Source organism: Ruegeria sp. B1, from assembly GCF_056535885.1.
Window position 1 is genome coordinate 2,256,307 of record NZ_JBQFJA010000001.1, and the last position, 13,040, is coordinate 2,269,346.

At 61.3% G+C, this 13,040-nt stretch carries 13 protein-coding genes; 1 reads left to right on the forward strand and 12 read right to left on the reverse strand.

The genetic code is table 11. From position 1 onward, the window contains the following. Positions 1-42: 42 nt before the first annotated feature. The 7 genes from ACR3ES_RS11155 to cbiE form a co-directional block, all read right to left on the reverse strand. The gene (locus ACR3ES_RS11155) at positions 43-507 is read right to left on the reverse strand and encodes a DUF302 domain-containing protein (protein ID WP_170433051.1); all 465 of its coding nucleotides are present in this window, start codon (positions 505-507) and stop codon (positions 43-45) included. A gap of 166 nt (positions 508-673) precedes the next feature. Continuing rightward, entirely contained in the window at positions 674-1,417 is a 744-nt protein-coding gene (gene cobF, locus ACR3ES_RS11160; protein WP_170433049.1) for a precorrin-6A synthase (deacetylating), read from the reverse strand. Next, a complete protein-coding gene (gene cobA / locus ACR3ES_RS11165) occupies positions 1,410-2,138 on the reverse strand; it encodes a uroporphyrinogen-III C-methyltransferase (protein WP_170433046.1) in 729 nt (242 codons plus the stop codon). Before cobA ends, cobF begins: the two co-directional genes overlap by 8 nt. Then, positions 2,135-3,457, reverse strand: a complete 1,323-nt coding sequence (locus tag ACR3ES_RS11170; protein ID WP_170433043.1) for a cobyrinic acid a,c-diamide synthase CobB — start codon at positions 3,455-3,457, stop codon at positions 2,135-2,137. Before ACR3ES_RS11170 ends, cobA begins: the two co-directional genes overlap by 4 nt. Then, complete coding sequence (gene cobM / locus ACR3ES_RS11175) at positions 3,444-4,238, reverse strand: precorrin-4 C(11)-methyltransferase (protein ID WP_170433040.1); 795 nt, start codon at positions 4,236-4,238, stop codon at positions 3,444-3,446. The genes ACR3ES_RS11170 and cobM overlap by 14 nt, the downstream gene beginning before the upstream one ends. Then, positions 4,235-4,603, reverse strand: coding sequence for a cobalamin biosynthesis protein (locus ACR3ES_RS11180; RefSeq protein WP_170433037.1), 369 nt, complete (start codon positions 4,601-4,603; stop codon positions 4,235-4,237). The genes cobM and ACR3ES_RS11180 overlap by 4 nt, the downstream gene beginning before the upstream one ends. Continuing rightward, positions 4,600-5,799 (reverse strand): precorrin-6y C5,15-methyltransferase (decarboxylating) subunit CbiE, encoded by a 1,200-nt coding sequence (cbiE, locus tag ACR3ES_RS11185; RefSeq protein WP_170433034.1) that lies wholly within the window; start codon positions 5,797-5,799, stop codon positions 4,600-4,602. The genes ACR3ES_RS11180 and cbiE overlap by 4 nt, the downstream gene beginning before the upstream one ends. On the opposite strand from cbiE, the gene ACR3ES_RS11190 reads away from it, so the two are divergent. Continuing rightward, positions 5,798-6,547, forward strand: a complete 750-nt coding sequence (locus tag ACR3ES_RS11190) for a cobalt-precorrin-6A reductase (RefSeq protein WP_170433031.1) — start codon at positions 5,798-5,800, stop codon at positions 6,545-6,547. The two genes, cbiE and ACR3ES_RS11190, sit on opposite strands and share 2 nt — an antisense overlap. Here ACR3ES_RS11190 and cobJ read toward each other — a convergent pair. Genes cobJ through cobN form a run of 5 tightly spaced genes read right to left on the reverse strand, consistent with a single transcriptional unit; the run spans position 6,520 to position 13,040 of the window. After that, positions 6,520-7,272 carry a precorrin-3B C(17)-methyltransferase gene (cobJ, locus tag ACR3ES_RS11195; RefSeq protein WP_170433028.1) on the reverse strand — a complete coding sequence of 251 codons (753 nt, stop codon included), beginning with the start codon at positions 7,270-7,272 and terminating at the stop codon, positions 6,520-6,522. The two genes, ACR3ES_RS11190 and cobJ, sit on opposite strands and share 28 nt — an antisense overlap. Then, on the reverse strand, positions 7,269-7,997 hold the full coding sequence (locus tag ACR3ES_RS11200) for a precorrin-2 C(20)-methyltransferase (RefSeq protein ID WP_170433025.1): 729 nt from the start codon (positions 7,995-7,997) through the stop codon (positions 7,269-7,271). The genes cobJ and ACR3ES_RS11200 overlap by 4 nt, the downstream gene beginning before the upstream one ends. Next, entirely contained in the window at positions 7,994-8,623 is a 630-nt protein-coding gene (locus ACR3ES_RS11205) for a precorrin-8X methylmutase (protein ID WP_170433022.1), read from the reverse strand. The genes ACR3ES_RS11200 and ACR3ES_RS11205 overlap by 4 nt, the downstream gene beginning before the upstream one ends. Continuing rightward, positions 8,623-9,750, reverse strand: coding sequence for a precorrin-3B synthase (cobG, locus tag ACR3ES_RS11210; RefSeq protein WP_170433018.1), 1,128 nt, complete (start codon positions 9,748-9,750; stop codon positions 8,623-8,625). Before cobG ends, ACR3ES_RS11205 begins: the two co-directional genes overlap by 1 nt. Further along, positions 9,747-13,040, reverse strand: a complete 3,294-nt coding sequence (gene cobN / locus ACR3ES_RS11215; RefSeq protein ID WP_170433015.1) for a cobaltochelatase subunit CobN — start codon at positions 13,038-13,040, stop codon at positions 9,747-9,749. The genes cobG and cobN overlap by 4 nt, the downstream gene beginning before the upstream one ends.

Consider the following 13,040-nt stretch of genomic DNA (forward strand, 5'->3'; position numbering starts at 1 on the left):
CGAAGGACGCACCCGGACGCAAGGCGGTTCACGCCAGTGTGACTATTTGACAGCGCTGTCCGCGATGACCTGAAACCTCGCATCCAACTCGGTTGCGATATCGTTCAGGGCCTCGCCGCCCTCAAAAACATATGGGGCGAACACATAGCTCGGGGTTTTGTAGGAGAGGGTGGCGGTGCCGTCGGCGTTTTCCGTCACATACAATCGGATAGGGGCTTCGATCATTGCCGCCGTCGACGTTTCAAGCACCCGCACGGCGTAGTCGTTGTTGAATATGCCGATCACCCGGTTGCCCGGGATCTTGATGCCTCGGGCCGCTGCGGCTTTGGTCGGCCCGGCCTGTGTCACGACAATCAGCCCGTTTTCCTTAACAGCGGTCCTGGTGTCATCGACCAGTTGCTCAAACGTCTTGTCCGTCACAAACACGGCCCAGCCAGCAGGCGGTTCCGTGATCTCGGCGCGGACAGGCAGCGCCAGAACACATAACGCAAGACAGAGCAATCTCATTGGGTCGTCTCCTCGGCTTGGGTTGGACAAGAGATGCCAGAAAACGCGCCCATGCGCACTCACAATCTCGTGCAACTGAACAACCCAGCGCGCGGGCCATGCCAAGGCTGGGCTGGACACACGATGAGCATCGCGATTGCGCAATTGCCGTTTGCGACCTGTCCGATCACGTCCCGCGTCTTTTTAACACGTAGATGTCCATGATCCAGCCATGTGCGGTCCTTGCGTCCGATCTGGTTGCCAGAATGTCGGGAGCGACAGCGCTCAAATGGCCATGAATCAGGATTTCCTCCTGCATCCCGACATACGCCCCCCACCAGATGTCATAGTCTGCCATCTCGAGGCTTTGAAACGAGCATTCGCCGTCCAGCATAACGGCAACGGTTGACGCGGCGACTGGCCAGCCTTCTTCGCGCAAACGCCGACCGGTCGTGACGAAATAAGGCGCCCCAATCTCATTGATGGGAATTCCAAACGCGGCCGTCAGTGCCTGCAGGGCTGTGATACCCGGAATCACCTGTGTTTGGGGCTGTGGGGTTAGACGCGCGGCGATTCTGAGCGAGCTGTCATAAAGGGACGGGTCCCCCCAAATCAGCAAAGCGACCTTTTGGGCAGTGGGATAAGTTTCGATTGCGCTTCGCCACTGGGTGGCAATCGCGTCGTGCCATTCCTCCACACCCTGCAAATAGCCCGCCTCGGACCGTCTTTTGGGGATGTCGAAATAGGCGATTTGAGGGTCCTTTTCACATATCCGGGCTATGATCTGTTCCCGTATGCCTGCCAGATCAGCCTTGTTCTCACCTTTTCGGGGAATCAGAATCAGATCGGCAGACCGGATTGCCTCAGCCCCCTGAAAGGTGACATGATCGGGGTTGCCGGTGCCGATGCCGACCAGCGTCAGTTCATACATCGTCAAGCCCCGCCAAAGGTCCGTACAGGATCAGAGCGGGGGCGGTGCCAACCTCGGAGTTCAGCTTTTCGGACAACGCACCAATGGTTGACCTATGCAGCGCCTGATCAGGTGTCGAGACCGCCTCGGCCAAAAGCGCAGGTGTGTCCAGGGACAGACCGTTTGCATGCAGTGCCTCCACCAAAAGCGGAAAGGTCCTTTTGCCCATAAATACGACGGTTGTGGCAAAAGCGTCTGCGAGTGCAGGTAGGTTGAGATCGTCCGGGAGTTGTCCGTTGACATCGTGTCCCGTTACAAACTGCACCCGCCGGGCCGTCAGACGGCGGGTGAGCGGGATTCCGGCCGCAGCAGCAGCAGCAACTGCCGAAGGAACACCCGGAATGATCTCGTAGCCTATACCCGCGTCCTGCAAGGCAACCAACTCTTCTTCCAGGCGGCCAAACAGCCCGCCATCACCGGATTTCAGCCTGACAACATGGGCTCCTGTTTCGGCGTATTCGACGAGCAGGCGGCTGACATGGTTCTGTTTTGGCGACGCACGGCCCGCGCGTTTGCCCACGCCGACCAGATCCGCATCCTCGCGCGCATGCGACAGGATCGGACCGCTGCTGAGGTCATCGAACAGCACCGCGTCGGCGGCTTGCATCCGATTGACGGCCTTGAGCGTCAGCAATTCCGGATCACCGGGGCCTGAACCGATGAACGAGACGAACCCGCTCATCCCGTGGCCTCGGCAATCAGGTGAAAGAACGTTCCGGTGACGTTGCCGCGCACGGATCCTGTTTGCGGTCCTTCATTCCCTTCGGCATCGTAAACACGTGCCAGGGGCGCATCCGGTTGCTCGACAATAGATGAGTAATGGAACTCATGGCCGCGAAGCGCGGTACTCTCGGCAAAGCCGGGCATCGGGGCCAGCAATTCTGCCTTTCGGTATCCCAGATTGAATTTGCGCTTTTCGTAAGATGTGACAAGGCCCAGCAACCCGGCCATTGCGTGACGGACACCATCCTTGTCGATCAATCCTTCGCCCAAGGCCATATAGCCCCCGCATTCGCCATGTACCGGTTTGGTTTCGGCATGGGTCCGCAAACCCGTCTGAAACGTATTGGCCGCGGCCAGCGTGCTGGCGTGTAATTCCGGATACCCACCCGGCAACCAAACAAGGTCCGCGTCTTTGGCGGGCGCTTCATTGGCTAATGGCGAAAATGGCAGCACTTCCGCCCCCGCCGTGCGCCACCCTTCCAGCAAGTGTGGGTACGTAAATGAAAACGCCGCATCGCGGGCCAGCGCGATCCGCTGGGCCGGAGGGCGCGGCAGCGCGGCCGACGACGGCCCCATGGGGCCCGAGGAGGCCGCCCGCTTGATCGCCTCCAAATCCACATGTTCGCGCAGAAACGCGGCATATCCGGCAATCGCGCTTTCAAGATCAGGGTGTTCAACGGCCTGAATGAGGCCCAGATGCCGCTCGGGCAGGGTCAGATCGCCCCGGCGGGGCAAGACGCCCAATACAGGCAGTCCCGCACGCTCCATTCCAAGCCGGGTCAGACGTTCGTGCCGTGGGCTGGCGCACCGGTTCAGGATGACACCGGCAAAGGGCAGGTCTGGATTGTACATCCGAAACCCCAGCGCCGTGGCCGCTGCTGATTGTGCCTGTCCACCGACATCCAACACCAAAACCACGGGCCACCCCATCCGCTCTGCGGTTTCCGCGCTCGAGCCGTGGCCGAGCTCGCCGAGTTTGGCGACCCCGTCGAACAAGCCCATGGACCCTTCGGCGACCACAATATCCGCGCCGTCTGCCTGCGTCGAAATTGCGTTCAACAGTGGCTCGCCCATCGCCCAACTGTCCAGATTGAACGATGCGCGCCCTGCCGCGGCACGGTGAAAGGCCGGATCGATATAGTCCGGCCCGCTCTTAAATGGCTGAACGGTCAAGCCATCCTCTGCCAGTGCACGCAGTAGGCCGAGCATAACAGTGGTTTTTCCGGTGCCCGATGACGGTGCCGAAATCAGAAGGCCAGGAGGATTAGTCATCGCCATGGCTCCAGCTTGACCATTGGCTGTCCGCACTTTGCGGACGGTAGCGGCGGTCATAGGTTTTGGAATAAAGACAGCTTTCGTCAAATCCTTCGCCAGCCAGCGCGGGGCCGACCATGATCAGGGCGGTGCGCGAAATGCTCTCGTCCATCGTATCTTTCAATGTGGCAAGCGTTGCACGGATGATCCGCTCATCCGGCCAGCTTGCACGGTAGACGACGGCCACAGGGCAATCCGCGCCATAGGCGGGCGTCAGATCGGCGATTACCGTGTCCAGATTGCCGATGGACAGGTGAATGGCGAGCGTCGCGCCGGTTCGGGCGAAGTTGGTCAGGGTCTCCCCTTTGGGCATGGACGATGCGCGCCCGGGTGTGCGCGTCAAAATCACCGATTGCGCCAGCCCCGGCAGAGTAAGTTCGGCGCCAAGCGATGCCGCCGCAGCCGCGAAAGACGGCACACCGGGTGTTACGCTGACAGGGATGCCCATGTCTTTCAGTCGCCGGATTTGCTCCCCCATCGCCGACCAGACAGACAGATCGCCCGAATGTAGGCGCGCAACATCATCGCCGGCTTCATGTGCCGAGCTGATCTCAGACATGATCTGATCCAGATCCATCGGCGCCGTGTTTACGACTTTTGCGCCTTCCGGGCAGTGCTCCAGAATGGCGTCGGGAACCAGCGATCCCGCGTAGAGGCACACCTGGCAAGACGCGATGATGTCGCGTCCACGCAGCGTCAGCAGGTCAGCGGCGCCGGGTCCAGCCCCAATAAAATGAACGGTCATGTCTGTCCTCCGATGGCGACGGCGCAGGTTGCAAGCCGGTCGTCCGAGAGTTTTCTGGGCGATAGCAGCCGCGCCCCGGACCCCGCGGCGGCCAGCGCAGAGGCCTCGGCGACGCTGCCCGTGCCATGGGTGGCCCGGCTGCGCGGCGAACAGGTCAGCGTGCGCTGTCCCACAAGATCATCTGGTGCAACAAGGTGCAGGGGCAGGGCGATTTCTCGGACGAATGCGTTCAGAGCGGCATGGCCGTCTTTATCCGAGACGGTTGCAAGCGCATCCACACGTTGCCCGTTCACAGCCCGCTCGAATGCCGCCCGTAAACTGTCCGAAGTGGCGGAAGAAGAAAACCCGATCCCCGCGACGATCATAGCGTTACGCTCCACTGAACAACGGGGTAGGCCGCTTTCCAGCCGCGTCGTGGCCCCAACGCCGCTGCCTGGGCCAGTTCGATGCGCAACAACTCTCCGCCCAGGTCATCCTGCATGCGGGACAATAAGGACTCGCTTTCCAATGTAACCGCATTTGCAACCAGCCTTGTGCCGGCGGGCACGTTGGCGCGGAGCCATTCCACCAACTCTACGCTCAAACCTCCGCCGACGAAAACAACATCGGGCGGAGTCAGCCCATTCAGCGCCTCGGGCGCGGTTCCGTGAACGACCTCCAACCGATCCTGCCCCAGAGCGTCGGCGTTGCGGCGGATGCGGTCGGCCCGATCCTCAAGCGGTTCAATCGATGTCGCCGTCAGGGTCAGGTCACACATCAGCCATTCGATGCTGATCGATCCGGTGCCGCCGCCGATGTCCCAAAGATGCTCGCCCCGTTGCGGAGCCAGGGCGGATAGGGTGAGCGCCCGGATGGGCCGTTTGGTGATCTGACCATCGGTTTCAAAAATGTCATCCGGTTTGCCGGAGGCTTTGGGGAAAGCGCGCCCTGCGCCTGCAACCTCAAGGCCAACACAAACCGGGTGTTCGAACGACCCCAGCAAAGCCTCGGTCAGCGACATGCTGCTGGCGCGTTCGCGCGGTCCGCCCAAGGATTCCATAACGTGCAGCGCGGTGTCTGCAAACCCGGTGTCGCCGAGATAGGTGGCAAGTTCGGCGACCGCGGCCCCGTTCCGAAGCAAAAGAATGGCACGCAGCCCGGGCGCCAGATGGGGTCTCAGGCGGGTCAGCGGTGCCGCATGAAGTCCAAATGTCAGCGTGGTTTCCAGTGGCCAGCCGAGCCGTGCTGCGGCCAGAGAGAAGGTTGATTGACCGGGCAGGGCAACCCATTCAGCGGCATCGAAGTTTCGCGCGATCACGGACCCGGCGCCAAACCAAAACGGATCACCGGACGCCAGCACAACCGTACGCCGTCCCCTGAGTCCTGTCAGAATGGGCAAGCCATCCGCATAAGGAACAGGCCATTCAATCCTTTTGGCGTTGGTGTCTGGGATAAGCGACAAATGTCGAGGCGATCCCATGACAATCTCGGCGCGGTCCAGAACTTGACGGCTTGCGGGAGAGAGGCCATCCAGTCCATCTTCGCCCAGACCCAAAACAGTCAGCCATGGAGTGTCATGCATGTCCAACCTCCTGATCCTTGGCGGCACGACCGAGGCCAATGCCCTGGCCCGCGCCGTTGCGGGCAGGGGTGTCCGGGCCATCTATTCTTATGCCGGGCGCGTGGATACGCCGCGCCCGCAACCCATTCCGGTCCGCATCGGAGGGTTTGGAGGGCCAGAAGGTCTTGCGCGCTACATACAGGAGAACGGGATCAGTCATATCGTCGACGCGACACATCCGTTTGCCGCGCAGATGAGCCAGAATGCGCTTGAGGCGTGCCGACTGACCGGCGCGCCGCTTGCGGCTTTGACCCGACCCGAATGGAGCCCAAAGACAGGCGACCAGTGGCAGCACGTCCCGGATATCCCGGCCGCCGTAGACGAACTGGAGGGGCCAGCGCGGCGCGTGTTCTTGGCCGTGGGCCGAATGCATCTTCAAGATTTTGCCAGTCAACCTCATCATCACTACCTGCTTAGGCTGGTGGATGCCGCCACGGCCCCACCGTTTCCGAACTGCGATGTGGTAGTTTCGCGCGGCCCGTTCACGCTGGACGATGACCGCGCGTTGATGGAAAACCACGGTACGGAGCTGGTTGTTTCGAAGAACGCGGGCGGGTCCGGCGCGCGCGCCAAGCTTGATGCCGCGCGTCTGCTTGGACTGCCTGTTCTGATGATCGACCGCCCCATCCTGCCGCACCGGACGGAGTTTCTGAGCGTGGAGCAGGTTCTGGACTGGTTGGCTCATTCCGGAGTGAACCTCGGGGTGTAAACAATTGGATCGCCATCACGGTCAATTATACGCGTGAGCGAGGAACCGACAATCACCACGGTCTGCATGTCTGCCATATCCGGCGTGGCCTCCGCCAGAGTTGAAATTCGGACGGTCTCATCTGCACGCGATACGGCACGTGCAAACAGGACCAGCCGCTCTGGCTCACATTCCGCGCGCAGGATTTTAAGTGTTTTTTCAAAGCCTTCTGGGCGGGACTTTGAGCGTGGATTGTAGAAAGCCATCGCAAAATCCGCCTGCGCTGCGAGACGAAGCCGTTTTTCGATCACGGACCAGGGTTTGAGGTTGTCGCTAAGGTTAATGGCGCAGAAATCATGCCCCAACGGCGCACCTGCGCGGGCCGAGGCCGCCAGCATCGCGGTGATCCCGGGCAGCACGTCGATTGGGATATTGCGCCAGTCCTCTGGCCCGCTTTCCAGCGCTTCGAACACCGCTGCGGCCATGGCAAAAACACCCGGATCGCCAGAGGAGACCACCACGACACGCTTGCCTTGCGAGGCCAATTGCAGCGCATGCTGAGAGCGGTCAATCTCAACCCGATTATCGCTGGCATGCAAGGTCAGGTCTTCGCGCTGTTCCACCCGCGCCACGTAGGGAATGTAACCTACGACGTCAGTTGCATCCGCCAAGGCAGAGGTCACTTCGGGTGTCACCAGATCATCGCTGCCTGGTCCCAGCCCCGCGATCTTGACCCAACCGGTCATGGCCGCCGTCCTTGACCGTGCACTAGGATAATTGAGAAGTAGGGAGTCACCTTCTCGCACGCTTCTGAAAGTTTCGTGACCCTTTGCTCTGCCATTTGGGCAAACTCGACAATCCACGCGCGCTCATAGAGACCGGCGGTTTTCAGCGATCGTTTCACCTTGTCGATATTGCGGCCGATCTTCATCACCACCAGCGCGTCGGTCTGCGCCATCCGATGCGCCAGATCTTCTTCGGGTAGCGTTCCCATCAGAACGGTCAGGACGTCATCCCCCCAGGTGATCGGGTCGCCCGTTGCGGTCCATGCGCCCGACATTCCGGTGATGGCGGGCACGACTTCGACATGAGCTTTGTCGCGTAACCGGCTGTAAAGATGCATGAAAGACCCGTAGAAAAACGGGTCTCCCTCACATAGAACAACAACATCCTCACCCTGCTTTATCAGCGTCATTAGATGCGCCGCGCAGTCTTTGTAAAAGGCGGCCAAAAGCTCGTTGTACCGTGGGTCCGTTAACGGAATCTCGGTGGTCACGGGGTATTCCATCGGGAACTCGGTCGCGTCACATGGGATCATCCCAGTCACGATCTTACGCGCATGACCACTGCGCCCGGGCTTGCGAAAGAACGCAACGTTACGTGCCGTGCGCAGCAGACGGTCCGCCCGCACACTCATCAGGTCCGGATCGCCTGGACCGAGACCGACGCCGTAAATCCTACCCATGCTCATTCGGCGCGGCTCGCAATCGCGTTGATGGCGGCCACCGTTATGGCGCTGCCGCCAAGACGACCCTTGACGATGCAGGACGGGACCGGCTGTGCCGCCCACAGGGCCTCTTTGGATTCCACCGCGCCAACGAAGCCAACCGGACAGCCGATGATGGCGGCAGGGCGCGGGCAGGAGGGATCTTCAAGCATATTTAACAGGTGGAACAGGGCGGTTGGGGCGTTTCCGATGGCTACCAAGGCGCCGTCCAGTTTGGGCCGCCATAGCTCCAACGCGGCAGCAGACCGTGTATTGTTCATCTCTGCGGCCAAGGGGCGGACACGGTCGTCGTGCAGCGTGCAGATCACCTCGTTATTGGCGGGCAGACGAAACCGGGTCACGCCTTCGCTCACCATGCGCGCATCGCATAGTATCGGAGCGCCGTTTTCCAGCGCGGACCGTGCCGCCGGGACGAATCCGGGCGAGAAATGCACGAACTCTTCCAGCCCCACCATGCCCGCGGCATGAACCATACGCACAGCAACTTGTTCTTCGTCGGCATCAAACCGGGCAAGGTCGGCCTCGGATCGGATCGTGGCAAAGCTCTGCTTATAGATCGCAGCGCCATCAGTTTCATATTCATAAGGCATCACGTCAGGTCCATGGTCGAAAGAGCATTCGGGTTCAATCCCCTTTTGCAGGGCTCATCCCCCGCGCGACCGCTTTTGACAAGATCAAATCGTCCGTCCCGCCCCACCAAAGTGACATCTGCCGCCCCCATCCGTGCACAGCCCTTTGCGCAGCCCGACACATGCAGAACGCCATCCACGCGAGAGGCCAGGGCGCGGGCGACCTCGCGGGTTTCCACTTGCGCCTGCGGGCAGAACGGCGCGCCGGGGCAGGCGTCGGTGGTCATAAGCGGGTCGGCAGCATCGGTGACAAAGCCCGGCGCAGGTATTGCCGCCCCGCCTTCGAGTAGCACAAGCCGCCAGGGCGTTACCCGCAATGCAGATGATTGTGTTGCAATGATGAGTTCGCGCAAAGGCTCTGCATGTAATTGACCAAAGGCCGCGCCATAGACTGTTCCCAAGTTGCAAGGTCCTGGCTGGATTGTCGCCGCAATAGGGCCAGGCGCGTGTCCTTGCCAGTCCGACGGTACCCCAATGGCAGACACCAGCCGTGACATACGGCGTGTGTCTGGTGCGTAATTGTCCGAGAACCATTTGGCCATCGCGATCAGCCGATCCACGGCCGCGTCCTCGGTGACCAATTGACCCGTTGCCGCGCCGTCTGCGCGCAGAACCAGACCCTCAGGTCCGGTTTCCAGCCGTATGTCCGCTGAATCCGACGCCAGCAGCCGGGCTGTACCGGTATCCACCGCGAACCCAAACTTTGCCGGAAGGTCCGGTAACTCGCCCAATCTGTCGATCAACTCCTGTGTCAGCCGCTCGGTGAGGTCGCCGGGTCGATAGAGCGGTGAGACGAGGATATTGCGACGCACTTCAATGCCCGGTTCGGGATCCAGTAAACCAAGGGCAGCCAGTTCCCGCAGCAACGGGCTATGATCAGCTTCGTTTACACCGCGCAGCTGGAGATTGGCCCGGTTTGTCAGGTCGATTGTGCCATTGCCAAAGTGGTCTGCCAGATCGCACAAGCCCAACGCCTGTTGCCGATCCAGCCGCGCCAGCCGCGGTCGAACGCGCACCACAAGGCCGTCGCCGGACATCATCGGTCGGTGCGCGCCCGGGCACCACCCCTGGACGACCGGCGCGCTCATTTCATTCCCTCCAGGTCCGCCCGGATCGAGTTCCGGCGGGTCTCCCAGAGACCTGCGTCCAGCAGGGCACGGAACCTGTCCTGCATCGCCTGATGGGCAAGGGGGTTGGCTTCTCGCAGAAATGTATCGACTTGGGTGTCGCCCAGCGTCGCATCGTGGTAGAGATCGAACAGATGCGGTGCGACAGTGTCTGACAGATGCGCAAAAGACGCCATATGGTCAAGGGTTGCCGCAATCTCGGCCGCCCCCCGAAACCCGTGGCGCTGCATGCCCGCAATCCAGCCCGGATTGGCCGCGCGGGCATGGACGACGCGGCTGACTTCTTCGGGCAAGGTCCGGGCACGCGGGGTGTCCGGGTTGGTGTTGTCCAGATGATAAAGCTGCGCGTTGCCGCCTGTTACTTTCTTGGCGGCGGCGAACCCGGCCTCATGGGTGGCATAGTCATTGGCCAGCAGCAGGTCGGTTTCAGTCAGATCCTGCAAGTGGACAAAGCTGTCGGCATTCGCCACGCGCTGGATAAGGCCGTCTTTGTCCTGAGTGATGTGTTCGCCCTCCAGCGCGAATGAGCTGGCCTGCAACCAAGCCTCACCCGCCTGTGCGCGGGCCTCATCCGTGTAAATCTCGGACAGCTCGGTCATGTTGACACCATAGCTGCCGGGAGCGGGGCCGAAAACACGGGCTGTGACGGGCCGACCTGCATAGGGGTTCCAGTCTTGTGCCTCGTCCCGGTCCGACAGTGCACGGATGGCCTGTCCGTAGAGCGCTGAAAGTGTCGGGAACACATCGCGGAACAGGCCAGAGACTCGCAGCGTTACGTCCAGGCGCGGGCGGCTGAGGTCGGTGATCGGCAGGACTTCGATGCCCGAGACGCGTTCAGATCCCTTGTCCCACACCGGTCTGACGCCCAGCAGATGCAGGGCCATAGCGAATTCTTCGCCGGCAGTGCGCATGGTGGCCGACCCCCACAGATCGACGATCAAACCCTTGGGATAATCGCCTTCCTCCTGCAGATGCCGCCGCACGAGTTCTTCGGCCAGTTTAACGCCCTGCGCATAGGCTGCCCGCGTCGGAACCGATCTCGGGTCGGTGGTATAGAGATTGCGCCCGGTTGGCAAAACGTCTGACCGGCCCCGGTACGGCGAACCCGAAGGACCGGCCTCAATTCGCTTTCCGGCCAGGGCATCCAGCAGCGCCTGTTTTTCGCTCTGAGCGGACGGCGCTGTATCAAAATTGGCTGGCACTTCTGGCAAGCGGCCAAATACATGAAGCCCGTCGCCAAACTGACTTTCCTTGATGTCACAGACGAACCGGTCAATCCGTGTGATGGCCTCGGCTGTGCAGGTCGCCTGATCAAGACCCAAGTCGCTTTCCAGCCCGATGATCTGTGCCTCATCTCGGATATCGGCCTGCAGACGGTCGCGGCGCTTTGGGTCCAGGCCATCAGCATTCGAAAACTCATCCAAAAGAGCTTCCAGCCGAACCATCCGATCCGGGGTGCCGCTTTCTTTCATTGGGGGCGGGACATGGCCGAGGGTCACGGCACCGATCCGGCGTTTGGCCTGTGCGGCCTCGCCGGGGTCGTTGACGATGAAAGGATAGATCACCGGCAGATCACCGACCAGCACTTCGGGCCAGCATTCCCGTGACAAAGCAACAGATTTCCCAGGCAACCACTCCAGCGTGCCATGGGCACCGATATGGATCAGCGCATCCGCACGCAAGCCCTTGCGCAGCCATAGGTAGAACGCGACATAGCTATGCCGTGGGGTGCGCGACAGATCGTGATACTCATCGTCTCGCAGGTCGGGCGTGCCCCGTTCGGGTTGCAGCGCGACCAGTGCCTTGCCGCGTCTGAGCGCCGCGAAATGAAACGCGCCGTCGACGAAGGCAGAGTCATCCTCAGGCTGGCCCCAGACGGCCTGCAAATCCGCGCGCAGCTGCTGTGGGAGATCGGAGAGCGCTGCCAGGTAGTCTTGCAGTGGCCACGATATCCGGGCGTCCAGCAAGGTCTCGGAAACCGGCTGTGCCGGGGCGGTGTCATACCCATCCATTTGCAGATCTGACAGCATCGCTTCGACCGACGCCAAGGCATCGAGACCCACCGCATGCGCCATCTGCCAGTCTTTGCCCGGGTAAGTGGACAGTACAATGGCCGGAACCTGTTTAGCCTTTGGTTTTTCCTGCAGCTTTAGCCAGCCGGAAACGCGGTCAACAATGGCCTCGATCCGCTCCAGTTCTGCGCGGTGGGCAAAACGGGAATATTCAAGATGCGGGTCCCGCTTGCCGGGTTCCTTGAAAGAGGCGATGCCGGCCGAAATGCGTCCGTCAACCTCGGGCAGAACCACATGCATTGCGAGATCGGCGGGGGAAAGACCCCTCTCAGCCTCGGCCCAGGCCTTGCGACGCGAGGTCGAGAGCGCGACCTGAAACACCGGGACGTTGGCCGCGTCCAGGGGGGACGTGCCCATCGCGCCTTTTCCCGAAAAGGACGTCGCATTCACAATTGCTGCCGGGTTCAGGGCCACAACCTGCTCGCGCAGCCAGTCTGCCGCTGTTGGGGCTTTCAGAGACGGTGCAAACAAACCAACCGCATCCAAGCCGCGCGCGCGCAGGCTTCGGATCAGTGTGGCAATGGGTGCAGTATCAGCAGAAGTCAGGTAAGCCCGGTAGAAGGTCACAAGAATGCGTTTCGCGTCTCCTGCAAACGCCGCTTCCGCAGAAACAACGCCGCGATCCGGGCACCACGCACCGCATTCAGGGATAGATTTTGCGCCCATGACCGGTCCGGCATAGAGCCCGGTCGCCAAGGCCATCTGTGCCAAAGCGGCCTGTGCAGCGACCTCTCCGCCGCTATCGCAAAGATGGGCTAACCGCCGCAAGGTGGATACGGGTAGCGTCGAGTAGTCATCCAGCCGCGTATCCTCGCGCCCGTCCGCAGGCAGCACGGCCAGCGCGATCCCGTTGGCCTGCGCGAGCGTCAGAACCTGCTGCAACCCGTACGACCAGTAGGGTACGCCGCCGATCAGGCGGATCAGGATACCTTTTGCGCCCTCAAGCGTCTGCTCGACATAGGTGTCCACCGAAAGGGGATGTTTCAGCGCTGTCAGGTTCGCAAGCCGAAGGGTCGGCAGACGCCCTTCGGGTCCGCCTCCGCGATGCCAGCCCGCCGCGAAAGCCCCAAGGTCGCTGTCAGAGAAAGACAAGACCACCAGATCCGCCGGGTTCTGGCCCAGATCGGTTGGGGTTTCTGTCTCTTCTAACCCGTGGCTTTCGCGAAAGACGACGTGCAT

Bases quoted from the DNA above. Each gene is read 5' to 3' on its own strand.
- cbiE (WP_170433034.1), bottom strand. From the start codon at position 5,799: ATGCATGACACTCCATGGCTGACTGTTTTGGGTCTGGGCGAAGATGGA.
- cobM (WP_170433040.1), bottom strand. From the start codon at position 4,238: ATGACCGTTCATTTTATTGGGGCTGGACCCGGCGCCGCTGACCTGCTG.
- ACR3ES_RS11205 (WP_170433022.1), bottom strand. From the start codon at position 8,623: ATGCCTTATGAATATGAAACTGATGGCGCTGCGATCTATAAGCAGAGC.
- cobA (WP_170433046.1), bottom strand. From the start codon at position 2,138: ATGAGCGGGTTCGTCTCGTTCATCGGTTCAGGCCCCGGTGATCCGGAA.
- ACR3ES_RS11170 (WP_170433043.1), bottom strand. From the start codon at position 3,457: ATGGCGATGACTAATCCTCCTGGCCTTCTGATTTCGGCACCGTCATCG.
- cobN (WP_170433015.1), bottom strand. From the start codon at position 13,040: ATGCACGTCGTCTTTCGCGAAAGCCACGGGTTAGAAGAGACAGAAACC.
- ACR3ES_RS11180 (WP_170433037.1), bottom strand. From the start codon at position 4,603: ATGATCGTCGCGGGGATCGGGTTTTCTTCTTCCGCCACTTCGGACAGT.
- ACR3ES_RS11190 (WP_170433031.1), top strand. From the start codon at position 5,798: ATGTCCAACCTCCTGATCCTTGGCGGCACGACCGAGGCCAATGCCCTG.
- ACR3ES_RS11200 (WP_170433025.1), bottom strand. From the start codon at position 7,997: ATGAGCATGGGTAGGATTTACGGCGTCGGTCTCGGTCCAGGCGATCCG.
- cobF (WP_170433049.1), bottom strand. From the start codon at position 1,417: ATGTATGAACTGACGCTGGTCGGCATCGGCACCGGCAACCCCGATCAT.
- cobJ (WP_170433028.1), bottom strand. From the start codon at position 7,272: ATGACCGGTTGGGTCAAGATCGCGGGGCTGGGACCAGGCAGCGATGAT.
- ACR3ES_RS11155 (WP_170433051.1), bottom strand. From the start codon at position 507: ATGAGATTGCTCTGTCTTGCGTTATGTGTTCTGGCGCTGCCTGTCCGC.
- cobG (WP_170433018.1), bottom strand. From the start codon at position 9,750: ATGAGCGCGCCGGTCGTCCAGGGGTGGTGCCCGGGCGCGCACCGACCG.